At 71.8% G+C, this 20,868-nt stretch carries 17 protein-coding genes and 3 pseudogenes; 12 read left to right on the top strand and 8 right to left on the bottom strand.

Annotated features, from left to right (window positions below; translation table 11 throughout):
* Positions 1 to 11: 11 nt before the first annotated feature.
* Complete coding sequence (locus AQI94_RS29775; RefSeq protein ID WP_031048227.1) at positions 12 to 1,877, bottom strand: APC family permease; 1,866 nt, start codon at positions 1,875 to 1,877, stop codon at positions 12 to 14.
* Positions 1,878 to 2,104: 227 nt separating this feature from the next.
* On the opposite strand from AQI94_RS29775, the gene AQI94_RS29770 reads away from it, so the two are divergent.
* A complete protein-coding gene (locus AQI94_RS29770; protein WP_031048224.1) occupies positions 2,105 to 2,635 on the top strand; it encodes a hypothetical protein in 531 nt (176 codons plus the stop codon).
* Positions 2,636 to 2,875: 240 nt separating this feature from the next.
* Entirely contained in the window at positions 2,876 to 4,441 is a 1,566-nt protein-coding gene (locus tag AQI94_RS29765; protein WP_062230029.1) for a Na+/H+ antiporter, read from the top strand.
* A 90-nt stretch (positions 4,442 to 4,531) separates the two neighbouring features.
* Here AQI94_RS29765 and AQI94_RS44710 read toward each other — a convergent pair whose 3' ends face one another.
* Complete coding sequence (locus AQI94_RS44710) at positions 4,532 to 4,987, bottom strand: hypothetical protein (protein WP_037945179.1); 456 nt, start codon at positions 4,985 to 4,987, stop codon at positions 4,532 to 4,534.
* Positions 4,988 to 5,313: 326 nt separating this feature from the next.
* Here AQI94_RS44710 and AQI94_RS29755 point away from each other — a divergent pair, with 326 nt between their 5' ends.
* Positions 5,314 to 5,835: a hypothetical protein gene (locus tag AQI94_RS29755; protein WP_031058021.1), complete on the top strand. Its 522-nt coding sequence runs from the start codon at positions 5,314 to 5,316 to the stop codon at positions 5,833 to 5,835.
* Positions 5,836 to 5,898: 63 nt separating this feature from the next.
* Positions 5,899 to 6,243 carry a hypothetical protein gene (locus tag AQI94_RS29750; protein WP_199814395.1) on the top strand — a complete coding sequence of 115 codons (345 nt, stop codon included), beginning with the start codon at positions 5,899 to 5,901 and terminating at the stop codon, positions 6,241 to 6,243.
* A 65-nt stretch (positions 6,244 to 6,308) separates the two neighbouring features.
* Here AQI94_RS29750 and AQI94_RS29745 read toward each other — a convergent pair whose 3' ends face one another.
* Entirely contained in the window at positions 6,309 to 7,220 is a 912-nt protein-coding gene (locus AQI94_RS29745) for an alpha/beta fold hydrolase (RefSeq protein ID WP_078902936.1), read from the bottom strand.
* A gap of 117 nt (positions 7,221 to 7,337) precedes the next feature.
* Here AQI94_RS29745 and AQI94_RS29740 point away from each other — a divergent pair, with 117 nt between their 5' ends.
* The 4 genes from AQI94_RS29740 to AQI94_RS29725 all read left to right on the top strand — a co-directional run bounded on the left by AQI94_RS29740 (position 7,338) and on the right by AQI94_RS29725 (position 11,390).
* The gene (locus tag AQI94_RS29740; protein WP_031058029.1) at positions 7,338 to 7,937 is read left to right on the top strand and encodes a TetR/AcrR family transcriptional regulator; all 600 of its coding nucleotides are present in this window, start codon (positions 7,338 to 7,340) and stop codon (positions 7,935 to 7,937) included.
* An 80-nt stretch (positions 7,938 to 8,017) separates the two neighbouring features.
* Positions 8,018 to 9,208, top strand: coding sequence for an NAD(P)/FAD-dependent oxidoreductase (locus AQI94_RS29735; protein WP_031058031.1), 1,191 nt, complete (start codon positions 8,018 to 8,020; stop codon positions 9,206 to 9,208).
* A 10-nt stretch (positions 9,209 to 9,218) separates the two neighbouring features.
* Positions 9,219 to 10,157: a sigma-70 family RNA polymerase sigma factor gene (locus tag AQI94_RS29730; RefSeq protein WP_031058034.1), complete on the top strand. Its 939-nt coding sequence runs from the start codon at positions 9,219 to 9,221 to the stop codon at positions 10,155 to 10,157.
* Between the two features lie 399 nt (positions 10,158 to 10,556).
* Positions 10,557 to 11,390, top strand: coding sequence for a PIG-L family deacetylase (locus AQI94_RS29725; RefSeq protein ID WP_031058038.1), 834 nt, complete (start codon positions 10,557 to 10,559; stop codon positions 11,388 to 11,390).
* Between the two features lie 87 nt (positions 11,391 to 11,477).
* Here the strand turns inward: AQI94_RS29725 and AQI94_RS29720 are convergent, their stop codons facing one another.
* The 3 genes and pseudogenes from AQI94_RS29720 to AQI94_RS29710 all read right to left on the bottom strand — a co-directional run bounded on the left by AQI94_RS29720 (position 11,478) and on the right by AQI94_RS29710 (position 14,612).
* The gene (locus tag AQI94_RS29720; RefSeq protein WP_031058042.1) at positions 11,478 to 12,479 is read right to left on the bottom strand and encodes a VOC family protein; all 1,002 of its coding nucleotides are present in this window, start codon (positions 12,477 to 12,479) and stop codon (positions 11,478 to 11,480) included.
* Positions 12,476 to 12,982: pseudogene (locus tag AQI94_RS29715) on the bottom strand (alpha/beta fold hydrolase); the annotation flags it as partial. The gene AQI94_RS29720 and the pseudogene AQI94_RS29715, both read right to left, overlap by 4 nt.
* Positions 12,983 to 13,022: 40 nt before the next feature.
* Positions 13,023 to 14,612 (bottom strand): annotated as a pseudogene (locus AQI94_RS29710) (bifunctional 3-(3-hydroxy-phenyl)propionate/3-hydroxycinnamic acid hydroxylase).
* Positions 14,613 to 15,170: 558 nt separating this feature from the next.
* Here AQI94_RS29710 and AQI94_RS29705 point away from each other — a divergent pair.
* On the top strand, positions 15,171 to 16,205 hold the full coding sequence (locus AQI94_RS29705; protein ID WP_031058048.1) for an amidohydrolase family protein: 1,035 nt from the start codon (positions 15,171 to 15,173) through the stop codon (positions 16,203 to 16,205).
* Positions 16,206 to 16,280: 75 nt separating this feature from the next.
* On the opposite strand, the gene AQI94_RS29700 is transcribed toward AQI94_RS29705, so the two are convergent.
* The gene (locus AQI94_RS29700) at positions 16,281 to 17,003 is read right to left on the bottom strand and encodes an IclR family transcriptional regulator (RefSeq protein WP_031058050.1); all 723 of its coding nucleotides are present in this window, start codon (positions 17,001 to 17,003) and stop codon (positions 16,281 to 16,283) included.
* 106 nt (positions 17,004 to 17,109) lie between these two features.
* Here AQI94_RS29700 and AQI94_RS29695 point away from each other — a divergent pair, with 106 nt between their 5' ends.
* From AQI94_RS29695 to dmpG, 3 genes and pseudogenes are all read left to right on the top strand, one after another.
* The gene (locus AQI94_RS29695) at positions 17,110 to 17,946 is read left to right on the top strand and encodes a 2-keto-4-pentenoate hydratase (protein ID WP_225890288.1); all 837 of its coding nucleotides are present in this window, start codon (positions 17,110 to 17,112) and stop codon (positions 17,944 to 17,946) included.
* Positions 17,947 to 17,977: 31 nt separating this feature from the next.
* Complete coding sequence (locus AQI94_RS29690; RefSeq protein ID WP_031058056.1) at positions 17,978 to 18,916, top strand: acetaldehyde dehydrogenase (acetylating); 939 nt, start codon at positions 17,978 to 17,980, stop codon at positions 18,914 to 18,916.
* Positions 18,913 to 19,931 (top strand): annotated as a pseudogene (dmpG, locus tag AQI94_RS29685) (4-hydroxy-2-oxovalerate aldolase). Before AQI94_RS29690 ends, dmpG begins: the two are co-directional and overlap by 4 nt.
* A gap of 158 nt (positions 19,932 to 20,089) precedes the next feature.
* Here dmpG and AQI94_RS29680 read toward each other — a convergent pair.
* Positions 20,090 to 20,719, bottom strand: a complete 630-nt coding sequence (locus AQI94_RS29680) for a TetR/AcrR family transcriptional regulator (RefSeq protein WP_031058058.1) — start codon at positions 20,717 to 20,719, stop codon at positions 20,090 to 20,092.
* Between the last annotated feature and the right edge of the window lie 149 nt (positions 20,720 to 20,868).

Below are 20,868 nucleotides of genomic sequence, written 5' to 3'. Positions count from 1 at the left end.
GTCCACAGCCCTCACAGCAGGCGGAAGCGCAGCCGGCAGATCACGGCGTCCGTCTCCCGGCGCACCGCGTGGGCGACGACCGCGCCCCGCTGGTTCTGCAGCAGCCGCTGCCACAGCCGCTCCGGCTCCGTCTCCGGGATCAGCACCGTCACCCGGGTGGCGGGCTCGGCCGCGGCGACCTCACGGACGTAGGCGGCGATGGGACGGCCCAGGCTGCGCCGCTCCCACGACAGCCGCACCAGGGGCACCCCGGGGTCCCACTCGGCCCAGGCCCGCTCCAGGGCGTGCAGGGCCGTCCGGTCCTCGGGGTCGGGGTGGCAGACGGTGACCGCGCGGACCTCGTCACCGAGCGAGGAGGCGGCGGTGAGGGCCTCCGAGGTCAGCCGGGACAGCGAGGACACCGGCACGATCACCAGCGAGCGCTCGCGGTGCGGGGGCTCGGGGACCCGGCCGAGACCGAGCCGCTCGCCGATCCGGCCGTAGGCCCGATGGACCGCGACGAAGGCGGCGACCAGCAGCGGCAGCGCGACCACGACCAGCCAGGCACCCGCCTCGAACTTCTCCACGGTGACCACCACCGTCGCCACGCCGGTGAGCCCGGCACCGCACCCGTTGAGGAGCGCCTTCCCACGCCACCCCGGGCTGCCGTTCTCCCGCGCACCCGCCCGGCGTTCGAGCAGCCAGTGCCGGACCATGCCGACCTGCGCGATCGTGAACCCGACGAAGACACCTATGGCGAACAGCGGCACGAGGGTGTTGGTGTCGCCGCCGGAGAACACCAGGAGCGCGGCGGAGACGGCGGCCAGGGCGAGGACCCCGTGCCGGTGGACCTGCCGGTCGGCCTTCAGAGCGAAGACGTGCGGCAGGTAGTTGTCCCGGGCGAGCAGCTTCAGCAGGACCGGCAGCCCGCCGAAGGAGGTGTTCGCGGACAGGGCGAGCAGGATCATCGTCGCGAACTGGATGACGTAGAAGGCCCAGTTGTGGCCGAGTGAGGCGTCCGCGAGCTGGGCGAGGACGGTGACGCCCTGGACCGGCTGGAGGTGGAAGCGGGAGATCAGCACCGACAGGCCGATCAGCATCACGCCGAGCACGGCTCCGAGCGCGACCTCCGCGCGCTGGGCCCGCCTGACCCGGGGGACGCGGAAGGACGGGACGCCGTTGGCGATGGCCTCGACGCCCGTGAGCGCGGCACACCCGGAGGCGAAGGCTTTCAGCAACAGCAGGGCGCCCACGCCGGTGGCGTTGTCGGCGAGCGCGGAGGCATGCCCGTCGACGGTGGCCGTGCTCACCGGACCGGACCGGAACAGGCCGACGGCTATGAGCACGAGGACGGAGCCGACGAACACCACGGTCGGCACGATGAACATCCTGGCCGACTCGACGATGCCCCGCAGATTCACCGCGGTGATCAACACGAGCACGCCGAGGCACAGCCACAGCCGGTCGTCGTAGAGGACGGGGAAGGCGGAGGTCAGGGCGGCCACCCCGGCGGTGACGGCGACGGCCACGTTCAGGACGTAGTCCAGGACCAGCGAGGCGGCCGCGACCAGGCTCGTGCGCGCCCCGAGGTGCGTCCTGGCGACGGCGTACGAACCCCCGCCGTCCGGAAAGGCCGCGATCACCTGCCGGTACGAGGCCACGAGCACCGCGAGCAGCGCGGCGATGGCCAGCGTGACCGGCAGCGTGAAGCCCAGGCCGTGCGCGCCCGCGGCGGCCAGTACGAGGACGATCGCCTCGGGGCCGTACGCCACCGACGCCATCGCGTCCAGGGACAGGGCGGCCAGGCCCGTCAAAGCGGTGAGGCGATGCCGCTCGCCGGTGTCGGACAGTTCTTCGTCGACGGGGGTCGCGCCCGGATCGCTGGTCAGGACGGGCATCGGTGCGTGCTCCTTCTTCCTTCGTCCGCGCGTGAGGTCACAGGCGTGCGCGGTGCACTCAGAGTGGGCGCGTTTCCGGCCGGATCCGACCGTCCTTGGCGTGTTCTTCGCGGCGGACGGGCCGACTTTGACGGGTCCTTGACGGGTAGGTGACTCACGTGACAGCGGCATCAGAGTCGCGTCAAAAGGGGGGCGGTCGAGCCTTCCGCGTCCCTACGGTCGCCGTCATGGGATGCCGCGACAGTGCGCGCGAACTCGCCGACACCACGCACGACCTGCGCTGGGCGCGGGACGTGCGGGACTCGGTGCGTTGCGCCGGAATGCTGCTGGTCCTGCTGCTTCTGCTCGACTGGGGGACGGAGCGACTCACACTCCGACGCGGTGCCCTGTGGGTCGGCCTGTCCCTGCTGCTCTTCCTCGTGCTGTATCCGGCCCGCGTCCGGGCCGGTGCGAACTGGCTCTCGTCCCGTCGGCTGCTGCCCGAACGCCGGGTCCGTACGGATCTGCTGGTGTCCGTGCGCTGCCTCGACGGCGTCTCGCGGCGGCTGTTGCTACGGGACGCGCTCGGCGGACGCGTGGAGATCGACCCCGACGTACTCGTGCGGAACCCCCGGTTGTGGCTCCGGCTGGAGGCCGGGGCCCGGAAGTCGGCGGCGAACGGCACGCTGCGGTGCGGGGCGACCGCGTTGCGCCGTCTCTCCCTGCACATCGACCGCGAGACCGCGCGCGAGGTGTTCAGGGCGTCGGGGCTGGAGTGAGGCACGTGAGGCATGGGTCGGTACGGCGGTTTCGGCACCGCGGTTCAGGACGCCTCGGGCTGGAGGTTCAACGGGGGGCTGCAGGTGCCGGATGTCCAGCACGGCGACGGCGTCGATCCCTCGGCGATCGCGACCTGCGGGCGGCTAAGGTGATGGCGGTGTGCCGGGAAGTCTGGTCGGCGGAGGAGCCATGGCGGCTTCCCTCGGTCCGAAAGGGCCTGTAGCCCCCAGGGGGACGGCATGCGCGGCGTGGCAACGGTTCTGGCTCTGGTCGTCCTGGCCACCCTCGTGGCGACCTTCGCCCGCCGGTGGCGCATCCCGGCACCGTCCCTGCTGGTCGTGGCCGGTCTGACCGTGGCGCTGCTGCCGGGCACCCCCGATATCGAGATCAGCCCTGAGGTCATCGGCCTGGTCGTGCTGCCGCCCCTGCTGTACGCGAGCGCCGAAGACATGTCCTGGCGTGAGCTGAAGGCCGTGTGGAGGCCGGTCGGCGTCCTGTCCATCGGCCTGGTGCTGGCATCGGCGGCGGCCGTCGGCTGGGTGGCGTCCCGGGTCACGCCCCTGTCGTGGCAGATGGCGCTGGTGCTGGGCGCGGTGCTGGCGAGCACCGACCCGGTGGCCGTGACGGCGCTGGGCCGGCGCCTCTCGCTGCCGCCGAAGGTGCAGGTCCTGGTCCAGGCGGAGAGCTTGTTCAACGACGCGACCTCGCTGGTGCTGTACCGGGTCGCCGTGAGCGTGGCGGTGGCGTCGGCGGCGGCCGGCTGGGGCCCGGCGGGCGGCGAGTTCGTCGTGCTCGCGGGTGGCGGCACGGTCATCGGCGGCGCGGTCGCCGGGGTGGTCGCACTGATCCGCCGCCGCACCGAGGACCCGGTCCTGGAGACGGTGATCGCCCTGGTCACGCCCTACGCCGCGTATGTCCTGGCGGAGGCCGCCCACACCTCCGGGGTCACCTCGGTCGTGGTCGCCGGGGTCGTCCTGGGCGGACGCGGCGACCGGCTCACCAACGCCCGGATCCGGCTCCAGCTGCACGCCGTCTACGGCACGGTGGTCTTCCTGCTGGAGAGCGTTGTCTTCTCCCTCATCGGGCTGGCCCTGCCCGCACAGGTCAGGGCTCTGGACGACGGCGACCGGGCCTGGCCCCTCTACGCCCTCGCCGTGGCCGCCACCCTGATCGCCGTCCGGCTGCTGTGGCTGGCGCCGCTGTCGGCCGTGGTCCAGCGCAAGGGCGGCATCCAGCGGCTGAACTGGCGGATCCCGCTGGTGCTGACCTGGGCCGGCACCCGGGGAGTCGTGCCGCTGGCGGCGGCCCTGTCCATCCCGAAGACCACGAAGGCGGGCGCGGCACTGGCCGACCGCCCCCTCGTCCTGGTCCTGACCACGTCCGTCGTGGTCGTCACCCTCGTCGTCCAGGGCTTCACCCTCGCCCCCGTCGTCCGCCGCTCCGGGATCGCCCTGGAACCCGACCACACCGAGCGCGAGGAGGCCTCCGCCCGCTGCCACCTGGCCAATGCGGGCATTCGCCGCCTGGACGAACTCGCCGAACTGGAGGCCGTACCGGAGGTGGTCCTCGACCGCCTCCGCCGAGGCCTGGCCGCCCGCCTCGACGACGCCCGCGACCGCCTGAACGACGACACCGGCACGTCCGGGTCCGGCGACCTCGTCTACCGGCAGCTGCGACGGGACCTGATCGCCGTCGAGGCGGTGGAACTGCAGCGGCTCTACGACGACCACGCGATCAGTGACACGACCCGCAGGAGGCTCCAGCGGTCGCTGGACCTGGAGGAGGCACGGTTGGCCGATGCGTGAGCGCTGCGCCGGCTGGGCCGTTCATCGGCTGCGGCGCCATGGGGGCTGGTCGCGCAGTTCCCCGCGCCCCTGAGGGGCGCTGCCGCGCCCTCAACGGAACTCGGCCAGCCTGGGCTCCGAGCGTCCCTCCCGTACGGACGTCGAGAAGTGGGTTTCGTTGATGGCCGTCACCTTGTCCAGGGCGGTCATCCAGGACCCGAAGTGCGCGTTGGACGTGCCGGGCTCCCAGCCCGTGCAGAACTCCACGGCCTCCTGCTCCCGCACGGTCCGCTCCGCCGCAGCCTGTTCCCCGGGGAAGGTGATGCTGTCGAGTTCGCGCCGGAACTCGCCGGTGAAGTGCGGGTCCTGGGGGTCGGACCGGTACGCGTTCCCGGTGGCGGCGAGTGCGGAGTCGTACGTCGGGAGTCCGTCGTCGCGCTGTTCCGCGCCCGCGCGATCGGTCGAAGGCGTCGCGGCGCGCGCCCCGCAGGGGCTCGGCGGACGCGGAGAGCGTCTGCGCGCCGAGGAGCACGGCGAGCAGGGTGCAGACGGTGGCGGCGAGGACACCGGGGTTGAGGACCCGCCGGAAGCGACGAGCCAGGTGGCACTGGAGGGTGCCGAGCGCGGCGAGCAGCAGGATCCCGAGGACCAGCACCGCGGCCGGCTGCCCGGTGAGGGTGGAGCGGGCGGCCGTGTACTCGGCGTCGAAGCGGTGGTCGTTGCGCGGCCGCCTTGCCGCCGGTGTGGCCCTCGGGCGACGGACCTCCTCCAGCACCGTCTCCTGCCCGCCGCGCGCACCCTGTGTATGGATCCCGTCAGGATTCGCCCGTGCGGCGTCAGGACCCCGTCAGTGGCAGCCGCCGGTCCCCGCGAGGCGGCCTAGCGTCAACGCCATGGGACGTTCCGACGACCGTTGGGCGCGGGCCGGTGACCGCCACTGGCGTGGCAGTGCCGGGCTCGCGGTGAGCTGCGCCGCGCTGTTCGCCGCCATGTCCCTGCTGGTCGACTGGGACGCGGGCAGCCTGTCGCCCTCGCGCGTCCTGCTGTGGCTCGGCATGTCCGGTGCCCTCTTCGTCGTCCTGCTCCCGCCCCGGGTGACGGCGGGCGCCGGCTGGCTGGCGGTGCGGGGCCCGTGGCGTCGGCGGACGGTACGCACGGACGCGCTGACGGCCGTATGGCGACACGGCGACGTCACATCCCACCTGGTCCTGCGGGACACCTACGGGCACCGCCTGGAACTGGACCCGCGCGTCCTCACCGCCAACCCCCTGATCTGGCACGAACTCGACACCGGGGTACGCCGCTCCGTCGAACGCGGCACACTGCTGCAGGGCGAGGACGTCCTGGCCCGGCTCGGCCACAGCATCGACGACGAGACCGTGCGGGGGGTTCTCAGGGCGTCGGGGCTCTCCTGACCGAGACCAGCAGGATCGCGGACCGGGCGTCCGGGATCCCCCACCACGGAAAGGTGTCCGATCATGTCCGAACGCGAGCTGTCCGCCCTGCGGGAACGCGCCGAGAGCGGTGACCGCGAAGCGGTCGACGAGCTCATCCAACTCGCCGCCGAACTCGGCGACCTGGACGAACTTCGCCGTCTCGCGGCGGGGGGCCATTCCGCCGCGGCGGACGAGCTCATCCAACTCGCCTCGGAGCAGGGCGACTTCGAAGAACTTCGACGTCTCTCCGACGGCGGGAACACCACGGCCACCGACGAGCTGATCCAACTGGCCACCGAGCACGAGGATCTGGACGAGTTACGGCGGCTGGCCGCCCGGGGCAGCAGCACCGCGGCCGAGCAGCTCGCGGAACTCACCTCCCACTGAGCTGACCGGATCCGCGGCACCACACGGTCAGGCCCGGCGAGCCGACTTTCCGCCGTTCGCGGCCTTCAGTCGACGGAGGCCATGAAGCTCAGTATCCGGCCGTTCATCTCGTCCGCGAGGTCGATCTGGGGCCCGTGGCCGGTCCCGGAAATGATCTCGGCCCGGGCACTCGGGATCAGGCGCGGGACGCGCTCGACCTGCCTGTGCGGGTGCACGAGGAGGCTTCGCTTGCCGAGCGCCAGGTAGAGGGGCGTGCGGATGGTGGACAGTTCGGCCTCGGACAGGGGCAGTGGGGCGGGCCGGCGTATCCGGTAGGCGCGAACACCCGTCCTGATCATGGTGCGCAGCTCCGGCTCGACGAGAACCGGCTGTTCCAGCCACGCTGCCAGTCGTGGGCGCAGCGCCTTGGGCGCGAACGTGGCGAACAGACTGACGAAGATCCACGCGAAGAAGCGCAGTCCGACTTTCTCCAGACCGCCGGGGTCGAGGAGGGTGACCGAGGCGAGGCGGTCGGGCCTGCGGTGCGCTTGGTTCAGAACCAGCCATCCGCCGTAGGAGGAGCCCACCAGGTGGACTCGATCGAGTCCCAGCTCGGCAAGCGTCTCGTCCAGCCACTGTGCGGCGCGCTCGGGTTGACAGATGGGTTCACGCTGGAGGCTGCGGCCGGGGTCGCCCGGCGTGTCGATCGCGTAGACCGGGCGGTCGGCGCTGAGGGCATGGGTGTTCGGGTACCACATGGCGGAGCAGGTGCCCGCTCCGTGCACCAGGACGACGGGGGTGCGGGACCGGGCGGCCGGATCCGTGGGGCCGTACCGGTAGACGTGCGTGGTGCCGAACGACGTCTCCACGTCCGTCTCCTCCCGAGCGGGAGCTCCCAGCGCATAGACCGCGTCGCAGGCCGCGAAGTAGCGGTCGCGCCAGGCATCACTCACAAAACGGCCGACATCGGCTCGGGTACGGGTCGCGGTCTGGGGCACGTCCACCTCCGGGATTCGACTCTTTGTGATACGAACGTACCACGTTGGTGGTACAGCTGTATCATCAAATTCGATGGGGCGGACCCATCCGGAGAACGGTGAGCGGAGGGGCGGCCGATGCCCAAGCGCGTGGACCACACAGAGCGGCGCACCGAGATCGCCGAGGCACTGCTTCGCGTGGCGGCACGACGCGGGCTGCATGCCGTGGGGATGCGCGATGTGGCGGCGGAGGCGGGCGTATCGCTCCGGCTGGTGCAGTACTACTTCGAGACCAAGGAGAAGCTGCTGCTCTTCGGGCTGCAGCAGCTCGCCGACAGGTTCGGTGAGCGGGTCGCCGCCCGGGTTCGGGCCGCCGGTGACCATCCGGGACCGCGCGCGATGATCGAGGCGATGTTGACGGCGGCGTTGCCGACCGACGAGGACAGCCGCACGTTCCATCTCGTCTACACCTCGTACGCCGTTCTGTCCGTCACCGACGAGGTGCTGGCCGCCCAGCCCTTCATCGCGAATCCCGATGCCGCGGAGGGCACCCTCGTCGCTCTCTTCCGGCAGGCAGAGGAGAGCGGTCTGATACGGCCGGGCCTCGACGCACATCTGGAAGCCGTCGGCCTGCTCGCCATGTCCGCGGGTCTCGGCACCAGCATCCTCGTCGGACAGCGCAGCCCGGAGTCGGCCGCGGCAGTTCTGAAGCACCAGCTGGACCGGATCTTCCAGTGACGCCCATCACACCCGACTCCTGTCAGCAATCGCGGCGCTGTCTCGTTCAGGGGGCACCCGAACGAGACAGGAGCAACGCCATGAAGCACCGCATCGTCGTCCTCGGCGCCGGATACGCCGGGGCCTTCGCCGCCGGAAACCTGGCCCGTCGGCTCTCCCCCGCCGACACCGAGATCACCGTCGTCAACGCCGCGCCGGACTTCGTCGAGCGCATGCGGCTCCACCAGCTCGCGATCGGCCAGGACCTCGCGGTCCGCAGCCTCGCCGACATATTCGCGGGCACCGGGGTGCGGCTGCGCCTGGCGCGCGTCACCGGTATCGACACCGAGCGCAGGACGGTCGCCACGACCGGTGAGGACGGCGAGGACGGGCTCGCGTACGACACGCTTCTCTACGCGCTCGGCAGCTCCGCCGCCCACCATGGCGTCCCGGGCGTCGCCGAGCACGCCTTCGATGTGACCGGCCGGTCCTCGGCACTGCGCCTGCGTGAACGCCTGGCCGGACTGGGCGCGGGCGGCACGGTGCTGGTCGTCGGTGAAGGGCTGACCGGCATCGAGACCGCCACCGAGTTCGCCGAGTCCCGGCCCGACCTCTCGGTCGCACTCGTCGCCCGCGGCGAGCTGGGCGCCTGGCTCTCCCCGAAGGCCCGCCGCCACCTGCGCCAGGCCTTCGACCGGCTCGGCATCACCGTCCACGAGCACACCAGCATCGAAGCCGTCGAGCCGACCCGGGCCGTCGCCGCCGACGGTACGTCCGTCCCGGCCGACGTGACCGTCTGGTCGGCCGGGTTCGCCGTACACCCGCTCGCGGCCGCCGCGGGACTGGAGGTCGCCGAGACCGGGCAGATCGTCGTCGACCGCACCATGCGCTCGGTCTCGCACCCGGACGTCTACGCCGCCGGTGACTGCGCCTACGCGATCGGCGACAACGGCCGCCCGCTGCCGATGTCCTGCGGCTCGGCCGGATACACCAACATGCAGGCGACCGCCGCGATCATCGCGCGTCTGACGGGCGGCGAGGTCCCCACCACCGGGCTGAAGTACTACGGCAACCACATCAGCCTCGGGAAGCGGGACGCGATCTTCCAGATGGTGGACGGGGACGTCCGGGCCAGGTCCTGGTACCTGGGCGGCCGGAGCGCCGCGCGGCTCAAGTCCGGCGTGCTCAAGGGGGCGGCGTGGAGCATCGCCCACCCGACCTTCGGCATGCCGACGCGCAAGCGCCGCCTGGCCACCGCGCCCGACCGTCCCGGTGTGAGGGTCACCGCCTAGGCTCTTGCGCATGGACAGCGCGGCCGTCGATCGCTTCGAGGCCGGCCGGGGTCGGCTGGCCTCTCTGGCGTACCGTCTGCTCGGTTCGGCTGCCGACGCCGAGGACGTCGTACAGGACGCGTTCCTCCGCTGGCAGGCGGCGGAGCGCGAGCGGATCGAGGTACCTGAGGCGTGGCTGGTGAAGGTCGTCACCAATCTCTGCCTGGACAGGCTTCGTTCGGCGCGGGCGCGCCACGAGCGTGCGGCCGGTGCCTGGCTGCCCGAGCCGCTCCTCGCGGGTGACCCGATGCTCGGCCCGGCCGACACCGTCGAGCAGCGGGAATCGGTGTCCGTGGCCGTACTGCTCCTCATGGAACGCCTCTCGCCGGTCGAGCGGGCCGCGTACGTCCTGCGTGAGGCGTTCTCGTACCCTCACGCCGAGATCGCGGGGATCCTCGACATCACCGAGTCGGCGAGCCAGCAGCATGTCCACCGGGCCTGGCGCCGGGTCACCGCCGAGCGTCGCGGCGGTGACGAGGTGGACCCCGCGTCCGCGCGCCGGATCGTCGAGGAGTTCCTCGCCGCGGCCGCGTCGGGGCGCACCGAACGGCTGGTGGCGATGCTCACCGCCGACGCGACCGCGGTCTCGGACGGCGCCGGACTGGCCAGGCGGCTGCTGCGGTACGACACGCGCGAACGCGTCGCCGTCTACGTGCGGGCCGGTTTCAAGGCCACGCCGGCGAAGCGGCGGCTGGCCGGCGGCTCCCCCGCGATTCACCTCGCGATGGTCAACGGCTCCCCGGCTGCCGTCGCCGTGATCGAGGACCGGGTCGTCGGCGCCGTGGTGTTCCGCCTCCGCGACGGCAAGGTCGCGTCCCTGCACGGCATCGCCGCCGCGGACCGGCTGGCGCGCCTCAACGAGGCCTGGGAGCGGCACGAGCCCGATGCGCCGGTCATCACCGCGTGGTGACCGTGGCCACCGGAATCCGGTGGCTCGCCGCCCGGCACCGCACCGACCCGCGCGGCGATCTGAGCGGGTAGCCGCTCCCCACTCTCGGGTCCGTCGGCTCCGCATGCGGCCCGGCCGTGGTGATGCTCGCTACGGCGGGTGTCGCCACCGCAGGCCCGGCCGTCCCTCACGCCTCACCTCGTTCACGGCGAAACTCCGACATCCGCGAGGCCAAAACGGCAGCACCGGGAACACCCGGTCCGTCCGGTGAGGTTGCATCGACCGAGGGACCGGCGCCGTACGGGCGGGGAACACGGCGGCCGCCAGGTCGTCCGCCCCACCAGGATCCGGCCCCGGGATCGTGGCACGCCATGCCGCGCACTCTCGGACCAGGACATATTTATGCAGGAGGACTGTTTGATGACTGATCGACCCTTGACCCTGATGGCAGTGCACGCCCACCCCGATGACGAGGCCACCGGAACGGGAGGGGTGCTCGCGCGATACGCGGCCGAAGGCGTGCGTACGGTTCTCGTGACGTGTACCGACGGCGGATGCGGTGACGGGCCAGGAGGCGTCAAGCCGGGCGATCCCGGGCACGATCCGGCGGCGGTCGCCTTGATGCGCCGTCAGGAACTCGAGGCGAGCTGTGAGGTCCTGAAGATCAGCGACCTGGAGATGCTGGACTACTCCGACTCCGGGATGGCGGGCTGGCCGAGCAACGACGCCCCCGGCTCCTTCTGGAACACCCCCGTGGAGGAAGGCGCGGCCCGCCTCGCGGAACTGATGCGGCACTACCGGCCTGATGTGGTCGTCACCTACGACGAGAATGGTTTCTACGGCCATCCCGACCACATCCAGGCCCATCGCATCACGATGGCGGCGCTGGAGATGACCGACCTGGATCCCAAGGTGTACTGGACCACGATGCCCCGCTCGATGATGCAGCGGTTCGGCGAGGTCATGCGCGAGTTTCAAGAGGACATGCCGGAGCCCGATCCTGCCGAGGCCGCCGCGCTGGCCGAGATCGGCCTCCCCGACGAGGAGATCACCACCTGGGTGGACACCACCGCGTTCAGCGGTCAGAAGTTCGACGCGCTGGCCGCGCACGCCAGTCAGGGCGAGAACATCTTCTTCCTCAAGATGGGCAAGGAGCGGTTCGGCGAACTGATGGGCCTGGAGACCTTCGTACGTGTCCGGGACACCACCGGCGCGGCGGTACCCGAGACCGACCTCTTCGCCGGACTGCGCTGACCGGCATGCCTTCCGCCGGGGCAGCGGTACGAAGCTGAGTTCTGAGGTCCGGGCGCGCCGGTGGGAGTCCGGTGCGCCCGGCTGCGGTCAGTCGTCCGGGATGCCGGCTCCGCTGAGTGCGGGGACGGTCTCCTCCCGCCGGGCCAGGGAGAGCGCGCCGACGCGGAACTGGTCGAGTTTGTCGAGGATGGTCTGCCCGACGGGCGTATGGCCCCACTCGCTGATGCCCTGGTGGGTGGAGGGCTGCCAGGTGGACTCGTCGACGAGGACGGGATTCCAGCCGACCTCCCACTCGAAGCCGGAAGGGGTGCGGGCGTAGTAGGACAACTCTTTGTCGTTGGTGTGCCGGCCCACGGTCAGCGCCATCTCGAAACCCAGCTCGTGCACGCGCTGGTAGCTGCGGGCGACGTCGTCGAGGCTCGCCGCCTCGATGTTGAGGTGTTGCACCCGGGTGCGGACGGGGCCGAGGGGCAGGCCTCGGACGGCGGCGACGGCGATGGTGTGGTGGCGTTCGTTGACCCGCAGGAAGCGGATCTTCAGCTTGACACCGCTGATCGTCTCGTCGATGTAGTCCGTCAGACGGGCGTCGAAGACGGTGGCGAAGTAGCCGCGCAACTGAGCCGGCTTGGCCGTGGTGATGGCCAGATGCCCGATGCCGGAGTCGCCGGTGACCCAGCCCGAGGCCAGCATGTGCAGGGGCTCCGTCGCCTGCACGGGGGCCGTGTAGATCTCCTGGGTGATGCCCTTGGGGCCGGGGAAGCGCAACAGGCGCTCCACTCCCCGCAGTTGGGCTTCCTCGACGCTGCCGACGGACGACGGCACGCCATGGGCGCGTAGGCGCGCTTCGACGTGTTCGAAGGTGGCGTGGTCGTCTATGTGCCAGCCGGCCGCGACGACGTCCTCGGCCGGCCCGCGCCGCAGCAGGAAGCGGCACTCCTGGTCGTCGAGGCGGGACCGCATCAGGTCGCGGGAGACGGAGTCGTGGTGCATGCCGATGGCGTCCGCACCGAAGCGGCGCCAGTCGGTGAAGCGGTCGGTCTCGATGACGACGTAGCCCAGGTGGACCGCGCCGAAGATATTGGTGGTCATCGGCGGCCGGCCAGGAAGTCGGCGCAGAGGCGGTTGAACAGCTCGGCGCGTTCGAACTGCACCCAGTGGCCGGTGTTGGCCACCTCGTACAGGTCGCAGTGGGGCATGCGCTCGGCCAGCATCCGGCCTCCGGAGGGCCGGTTGACCTGGTCCGCGGCACCCCACAGCACCAGGGTCGGCACGCCCAGCCGTGACAGTCGCGAGTCGCGGGTGAAGTCCGTCCTCCACAGGGCGCCCAGCGACTTCGGGCGCCGCAGAGGCGGGGCCGCGACGACCTCCGGGCCGATGCTGTCCTTGTAGCGCGCGTCGATGACGCTGTCCGGTACGTCGGCGGCGTTGAAGACGAGGTACTGCCGGATGAACTTCTCCAGCTTCGCCCGCGACGGCCCGTCGCCCTTGTAGTAGTCGAGCAGGCAGGTGAGACCCGGCGTGGGCAGCGCCCGGGTGGTGCCGATGCCGCCGGGGCCCATCAGGACCATGCGGTCGACGCGGTCGGGTCCGTCTGCATCGACGGCAGTTCGGCATGGGTGGTCATGGTGGTCCTCACGGGGTCGTCGAGGGGGCTTTGCGCGCGGCCGGGGCGAATCCTCCGGGCGGCGGCGGGAGGGCGGAACCAGTGGGGGCGGCGGCGTAGACGTAGCCGTCGGGGCGCAGGACGACGGTGGCCGCCCGGTGCTCGGCGAGCCAGCGCAGCAGGACGCCGTCGCTGTCGACGAGCGTTCCCTGCGCCGGGCCGGAACCGGCGGGCGTCAGAGTGAGCGAGGGGACGTCGAGGCGTTCCCAGGCGGGCTGGGGTGTTGTGGTCCTGGCGTGCAGGAGCAGCCAGCGGCCGCCGAGGGCGTCGTCCAGCGGCAGCCGTGCCCCGTCCGGTGCGGTCACCCGGGGCTGGGGGATCTGACGGCCGGAGGCCTTGGTGCGGGGGCGGGCCTGCAGACCGTCGGCGTAGTGCGCGACGGGGATCCAGTGGGAGTCCTGCAACCACTGGCTGAGGGGCCTGATCCGGTTCAGGACCGGCATGACGCAGTCACGGACGCGGGTGACCGCGAGGCGCCGCTCGGTGATGAGCCGCCCGACGAACACCGCACGCCTGGTGACCTCTTTGACGTGGGGTTTTCGCTCGGCCTCGTAACTGTCGAGGATCGACTTCGGAAGTTCGCCGCGCAGTACGGACTCCAGCTTCCAGCACAGGTTGGCCGCGTCCCGGACCCCGGCGGCCATGCCCTGTCCGATCCACGGTGGCATGGCGTGCGCGGCGTCGCCCGCCAGGAAGACCCGGCCGACCCGGAAGCGGGCCGCGAAGCGGACGTGATGGCTGTAGACCGTCGCCCGCAGGATCTTGATCTGGTCGCGGCCTATGCCGTACCGGCCGACCATCTGATGGACGGCCTCGTCGGTGGTCAGGTACGCCTCGTCGTCGCCCGGCAGGATCGGGAACTCCCACCGGTGGTGGCCGAGCGGGGTCGGGCAGTCCACCGCGGGCCGGTCCGGGTCGCAGCGGAAGCGCAGCCGGTCGTGGTCCGGCCAGGGCTTGAGCATCTCGGTGTCGACGACCACCCAGCGGTCCTCGTACGTCCGTCCCTCGTAGCCGACGTTGAGCTGGGCGCGGGTGAGGCTGGATCCGCCGTCGGCCGCGATGACCTAGGACGCGCGGAGCCGTCGCAGCGAGTCGCCGGCGATGTCCACCAGGGTCAACTCAACGCCGTCCAAGTCCTGTTGGACACGCAGGCACTCGTGGCGCAGCAGCACCTCGACATTCGGGTAGCGGTCCGTGCCCGCGCGCAGCACCTGCTCCAGGGCCGGCTGATAGAGGAACATCTGCGGCGGATGGCCATGGCCGCGCGGGGTGGGGCAGGCGCTGACGAAGGCGCGGCCGCGCGCGTCGACGAAGTCCAGCGGGCGCTCGGCCAGCATGTCCCGCTTCAGCCTCTCGGCCAGGCCGGTGCGCTGCCAGATCCGTACGACCTCCTCGTCCGTGGAGATCGCCCGGGCCCGGGAGAAGACCTCGGCGTCGCGCTCCACGACGACCACCCGCAGGCCCGCCGCACCGAGCAGATTCGCGGCGGTCACACCGGTCGGCCCGTACCCGATCACCGCCACGTCGTACGCGCCGTCACCGGCTCTGATCCCACTCACCGGACCACCTCACTGTCGTCCTCCGCCACTGCGGCTCTTGCTGTAGCGTCCACTCCAATTGGAACGAACGATACGGTAATCTGGTCGCCGAAGCCGGTCAAGAGGCCGCTACGGCAGGAAGGGCGACCCAGTGACCAGCCCGCAGGACGCACGCGAACGGCGTGCAGTCGGGGCAGCGCACCCTCGACGCCGCGGTCGCGGTAGCGGTGGCGGGCGCGGCTACGCGGGCACGTCGATCGCCGCGGTCCGCGCGCGCAGCTGCGGGACCTGGCCGACGGTCAACGAAGTTGAGGGCCAGGACGCCTGGACGCCTGGACGCCTGGAGGTCACTGGTGCGGGTCACCGCAACGGTCGCCTACGGAGCGAGGGCGCTCACCGGCGCGCCCGACCTCTCGGGGCTCGGGCTCATTCTTCCGCCGGTCCGACCGGAAGAGCAGGGCGTGTTCCGAAGCCCCGACTCGTTGCCGGTGACCTTCGTCCGCCCCGCCCACCCACTCGCAGGCCCCCCGCCCGGGTCGTCGTCGACCTGATCACTCCGGAAAGCACACGAGGCCGCCCATGACCACGCCACCCCGCAGGATCGACGTCCACCAGCACGTCATACCGCCCCTGTACCGCGACGCCCTCGCCAAGGCCGGCATCGTCGAGGCGGGCGGCCGGGCGCTGCCCGACTGGAGTCCCGAGGCGGCCCTGAACACCATGGACCTGCTGGGCACCAGCACGGCCATTCTCTCCGTCTCCACCCCCGGCACCGGCTTCCTCACCGACCCCGCCGAAGCCGCGGACCTGGCCCGGCGGCTCAACGACCACTGCGCCGCCCTCGCCGGCCAACACCCCGACCGCTTCGGCTGGTTCGCCACCCTGCCCATGCCCGACACAGCGGCCTCGGTGAAGGAGGCCCAGCGGGCCCTGACCGAACTGGGCGCCGACGGAGTCACCCTGCTCGCCAACAGCAACGGCACCTACCTCGGCGCCGACGGTCAGGACGCCCTCTGGCAGACCCTCGACGAACTCGGTGCGGTCGTCTTCGTCCACCCGGCCGACCTGCCCGCACCCCCGGTCGACGGCATCCCGCCCTTCGCCGCCGACTTCCTCCTCGACACCACTTGGGCCGCCTACCTGCTGGTCCGGAGCGGCGTCGTCCGTTCCCGTCCCGGCATCCGGTTCATCCTGAGCCACGCCGGCGGCTTCGTCCCCTACGCCTCCCACCGCATGGCCGTCGCCCTCGCGAACGACACCGGCCGCAGCCCCCTCGACGTGCTGGACGACTTCCGCTCCTTCTACTTCGACACCGCCCTCTCCTCCAGCCCCGCCGCCCTGCCCACCCTGCTCGCGTTCGCCCGCCCCGGACACGTCCTGTTCGGCAGCGACTGGCCCTTCGCCCCCGCTCCCGCCGGCCAGTACTTCGCGAGCGGCCTCGACACCGGCGTGGACCCGGGCACCCTGGCCGCCGTCAACCACACCAACGCCGAAGCGCTCTTCCCCCGCCTCGGCGGCACCCCGCTCCCCGCTCCCCCTGCCCGTCTGCGCCACGCGGCCCGCCGAGCTGCCGCCCGTCTCGTGTTCAAGCTCGTCCAGCCCGGCACCTCGTGAGGACTCCCTATGGCCTCCACACCGGCCACCGACACCGACATCGACGCCACCGGTGCAGCGCCCACGCGCCCCGGGTCACCCGCCCCCGCGCAACACCCGCGACAGCCCCAGGGCAGCCGTCCGTACCGCCGGGGCGAGTTGGGCGGGGCTGAATCGGCCGCACGGCACGGCCACCGAGAGGGCGGCGACCGCCGTGCCGCCGTCGAAGACCGGGGCCGCGATGCAGCTCACCCCGAGCGCGGCCTCCTGCTCCTCGTAGGCGAGACCCGAGACCTGGGTCTTCTCCAGGGCCGTGCGCAGTCGCGCCGGGTCGGTGATGGAGTGGGGGGTGAGACTCGGCAGCGGTTGCGAGAGAAGCTCCTCGGTCAGCTCGGGGCCGGAGAAGGCGAGCAGGGCCTTGCCGACTCCGGTGCAGCTCAGGGGCAGACTGCCACCGATGCGGGAGGGCAGTCGCAGGGCCTCGTGGCCGTGGATGCGTTCGAGGTAGACGATCTCCAGCCCCTCGCGCACCCCGAGGTGGACGGTCTCGCGGGTGGCCTCGAACAGGTCCTGGAGGAACGGCAGGGCCGCCTCTCGCAGATCGAGGCGGTGCGGCACCAGCGACCCGAGCTCGAAGAGCTTCGCACCGAGCCGGTAGTGCGGGCCCGAGCGCTCCAGCCAGCCCAGCCGGACGAGGTCGGCGGCGAGCCGGTGCACCGTCGGCTTCGGCAGACCACTGCGCACCGAAAGTTCCGACAGACGGAATGCCTCACCACTCGGAATGAAGCAATCGAGGATGCCGGCGGCCCTGTCCAGCATGCTGCCGCCCGTCCTGTTCCGTGACATGGAACAAAGTTTGTCGCTCTGCGCGAAGCCTGTCTATATCGAGAGCAGCCCACCGCTCCCCCTGCCCCGGAGGTACCCCGTGTCGCCCGTACCCGAGACCGTCCACCCGGACGCCGGCCCACCGGCCGTGGTCAAGGCAGCCAACCTGCTGGCCGAGGCGGCCCGCACCGGAGACGCCTGCCGCCCGGTGCGTGAGCTGTTCGACGACGGCGGCGATCTGGAGACCGCCTACGCCGTGCAGCAGCTCAACGTCCGGCGCGGCCTGGACGCCGGCCGCCGGATCGTCGGCCGCAAGATCGGCCTCACCTCCCGGGCCGTGCAGCGCCAACTCGGCTTCGAACAGCCGGACTTCGGTGCCCTGTTCGCCGACATGACGGTACCGGACGGCGGCGAGGTGGCTGCCGGGCGGCTGCTCCAGCCGAAGGTCGAGGCCGAGGTCGCGCTCGTCCTCGGGCGGGATCTGCCGCACCGCGCGTGCACGGTCGTCGACGTACTGCGCGCGGTCGACTTCACGCTGCCCGCCCTGGAGATCGTGGACAGCCGGATCGCCGGCTGGGACATCTCACTCGTCGACACCGTCGCCGACAACGCCTCCTGCGGCCTGTACGCCCTCGGCGCCACCCCCGTACCGCTCACGGCCGTCGATCTGCGAGCCGTGACCATGACCATGACGCGGGGCGGCGAGACCGTCTCCGAGGGCACCGGCACCGACTGCCTCGGCGGCCCCCTCAACGCCGCCGTCTGGCTGGCCTCCGCCCTCGCCGAGCGCGGCGATCCACTGCGCGCCGGAGATCTGGTGCTGACCGGCGCCCTGGGCCCGATGGCCCCCGCCTCCCCGGGTGACGTGTTCGAGGCGCGTATCTCCGGGCTGGGTTCCGTGCGGGTCGGCTTCGCGACGGAAGGAAGTGCGCTGTGAGCCACCTGGTCTCCGTCAAAGGAAGTGCGCTGTGAGCACCAAAGTCGCCGTCATCGGATCCGGCAACATCGGCACCGACCTCATGATCAAGATCCTGCGGCTCTCGGAGGGTCTGGAGGTCGCCGCGATGGCCGGCATCGACCCGGCCTCCGACGGCCTGGCCCGCGCCCGCCGCCTCAAGGTCGCCACCACGCACGAGGGCGTCGAAGGGCTCGTCTCCCTGGACGAGTTCGCCGAGGTCGACATCGTCTTCGACGCCACCTCGGCCGGCGCCCACCGCCACCACGACGCGGTCCTGCGCCCGCTGGGCCGCACCCTCGTGGACCTCACCCCGGCCGCCCTCGGCCCCTACGTCGTCCCCCCGGTCAACGGCGACGCCCACCTCGACGCGCCGAACGTCAACATGGTCACCTGCGGCGGCCAGGCCACGATCCCGGTCGTCGCGGCCGTCGGCTCCGTGACCCCGGTGCACTACGGCGAGATCGTCGCCTCCCTCGCCTCCCGTTCGGCGGGCCCCGGTACCCGGGCCAACATCGACGAGTTCACCGAGACCACCTCCTCGGCCATCGAGCAGGTCGGCGGCGCCGCCCGCGGCAAGGCGATCATCATCCTCAACCCGGCCGATCCCCCGCTGATCATGCGGGACACCGTGCACTGCCTGGTCTCCGACTGCGCCACCGAGGCCGTCACCGCCTCCGTGGAGGAGATGGTCGGCCGGGTGCAGGCATACGTCCCCGGCTACCGCCTCAAGCAGAAGGTGCAGTACGAGAAGGTGGCCGCCGACGACCCGCTGCGCACCCTCGCCCCCGCCGCGCAGGAGGTCCTCAGGATCTCCGTCTTCCTGGAGGTCGAGGGCGCCGCCCACTACCTCCCGGCCTACGCGGGAAACCTCGACATCATGACCTCGGCCGCGCTGCGCACAGCGGAACGCATGGCCGCCCGACGCGCCGGAGAGGTGGCCTCGCGATGACCCGGCTCTACGTCCAGGACGTGACCCTGCGGGACGGTATGCACGCCGTCCGCCACCGCTACACCATCGGCCAGGCCCGTACGATCGCCGCCGCGCTGGACGCGGCCGGAGTCGCCGCGATCGAGATCGCCCACGGCGACGGACTGTCCGGCTCCAGCGTCAACTACGGCGTCGGCGCGCACACCGACTGGGAGTGGATCGAGGCGGTGGTGGGCGCCGTGCACCGGGCCGTCCCCACCACCCTTCTGCTGCCCGGCATCGGCACGATCCGCGACCTGAAACAGGCCCACTCCCTCGGCGTCCGTTCCGTCCGCGTCGCCACCCACTGCACCGAGGCCGACATCTCCGCCCAGCACATCACCGCCGCACGCGAGTCGGGCATGGACGTCGCCGGGTTCCTCATGATGTCCCACATGGCCGAACCCGCCGAACTGGCCCGCCAGGCCCAGCTGATGGAGTCCTACGGCGCCCACTGCGTCTACGTCACCGACTCCGGCGGCCGACTCACCATGGACGGCGACCGCGACCGCCTCCGCGCCTACCGCGAAGTCCTCTCCCCCGAGACCGAGTTGGGCATCCACGCCCACCACAACCTCGTCCTCGGCGTCGCCAACACCGTCGTCGCCGTCGAGCACGGCGTCACCCGGTCGACGCCTCCCTCGCCGGGCAGGGCGCGGGCGCGGGCAACTGCCCCCTGGAGGCCTTCGTCGCGGTCGCCGACCTCATGGGCTGGGACCACGGCTGCGACCTGTTCCCCCTCATGGACGCCGCCGACGATCTCGTACGACCGCTGCAGGACCGCGAGGTGCGGGTGGACCGCGAGACCCTCAGCCTCGGCTACGCCGGCGTCTACTCCAGCTTCCTGCGCCACGCCGAGACCGCCGCGGCCCGCCACGGCCTCGACACCCGTTCCCTCCTGGTCGAAGTCGGCCGGCGCCGGATGGTCGGCGGCCAGGAGGACATGATCACCGACGTCGCCCTGGACCTGGCGGCCCGATCGGCGGCCACGGGCTGATCCCGCCCCGGTCCGGCGCCGAGCTTCGGGGGCGGGCGGGGATCGACGGCCGCGAGGGCCGGCACCGGGGACAGCTTCCAGTCGCCGGGGCGGTGGCCGGGGAACGCACCCGTGCCGTCTCCGTCCCGGCGATCGCGGTATCGCGATCCGGTCGTCGGTCAGCCGTCCTCGCGCAACCGGCCGAGCCCGTCGAGGAGGAGCTCCAGGCCGAAGCGGAACTCGTCCTCCAGTGGTACCGGCAACCAGTCGGACACCGCGGCGGTGGCGGGATACCGCGAGGGATCCGCGGCCCGGAAGGCGGTGGACGCCTCGCCGTCGCCGTCGGGGCGGTCCGCGCCGTGGTGCCCCCGGATCTGAATCGCGAAGCCGAGCACGAAGCGGGACAGCGTGGCGTAGGTGTGCGCCGCCACCCGCGGCGGGAAGCCGTCGGCCAGCAGGGCGGCGATGCAGCGCTCCCGTACGGCCATGGCGTTCGGCCCGACGGGGATCCCCTCGACGAGCAGGGGCGCCACGTTCCGGTGCCGGCTCACGGCGTCGAACATGGCCTGCACCGTTGTGCGGCATGCTTCCCGCCAGCCCATGGCGGCGAGCTCGTCGTCCCCGATCCCGATCCCGCCGAACATGCGGTCCACGACATGGGCCACCAGTGCGGCCCGGTTCTCGAAGTGCCGGTAGAGCGTGGCCGTGCCGGAGCCCAGGCGCTGGGCGAGTGTCCGCATCGACAGGGCCTCGGCACCCTCCTCGTCGACGATCTGCACCGCCGCGGCGACGATCCGCTCGAGCGGGATGGGCGGACGGCCGGGAGAGCGCCGTACCGAAGCCTCACTCCCTCGCTTCTGATCTCGTGATGTTGACACCCGGAAAGTATGCCCCGCTTGACAGGAGCCGATTATCGGCAACACTGTAACCGTTATGAATCGCTGGTCTGCCCGCCGAT

Origin of the sequence: Streptomyces pseudovenezuelae, from assembly GCF_001513955.1 — a bacterium.
GTDB lineage: Bacteria > Actinomycetota > Actinomycetes > Streptomycetales > Streptomycetaceae > Streptomyces > Streptomyces pseudovenezuelae.
Note: the sequence above shows the minus strand (reverse complement) of the source record. Positions and strands in the feature narration are given on the sequence as shown.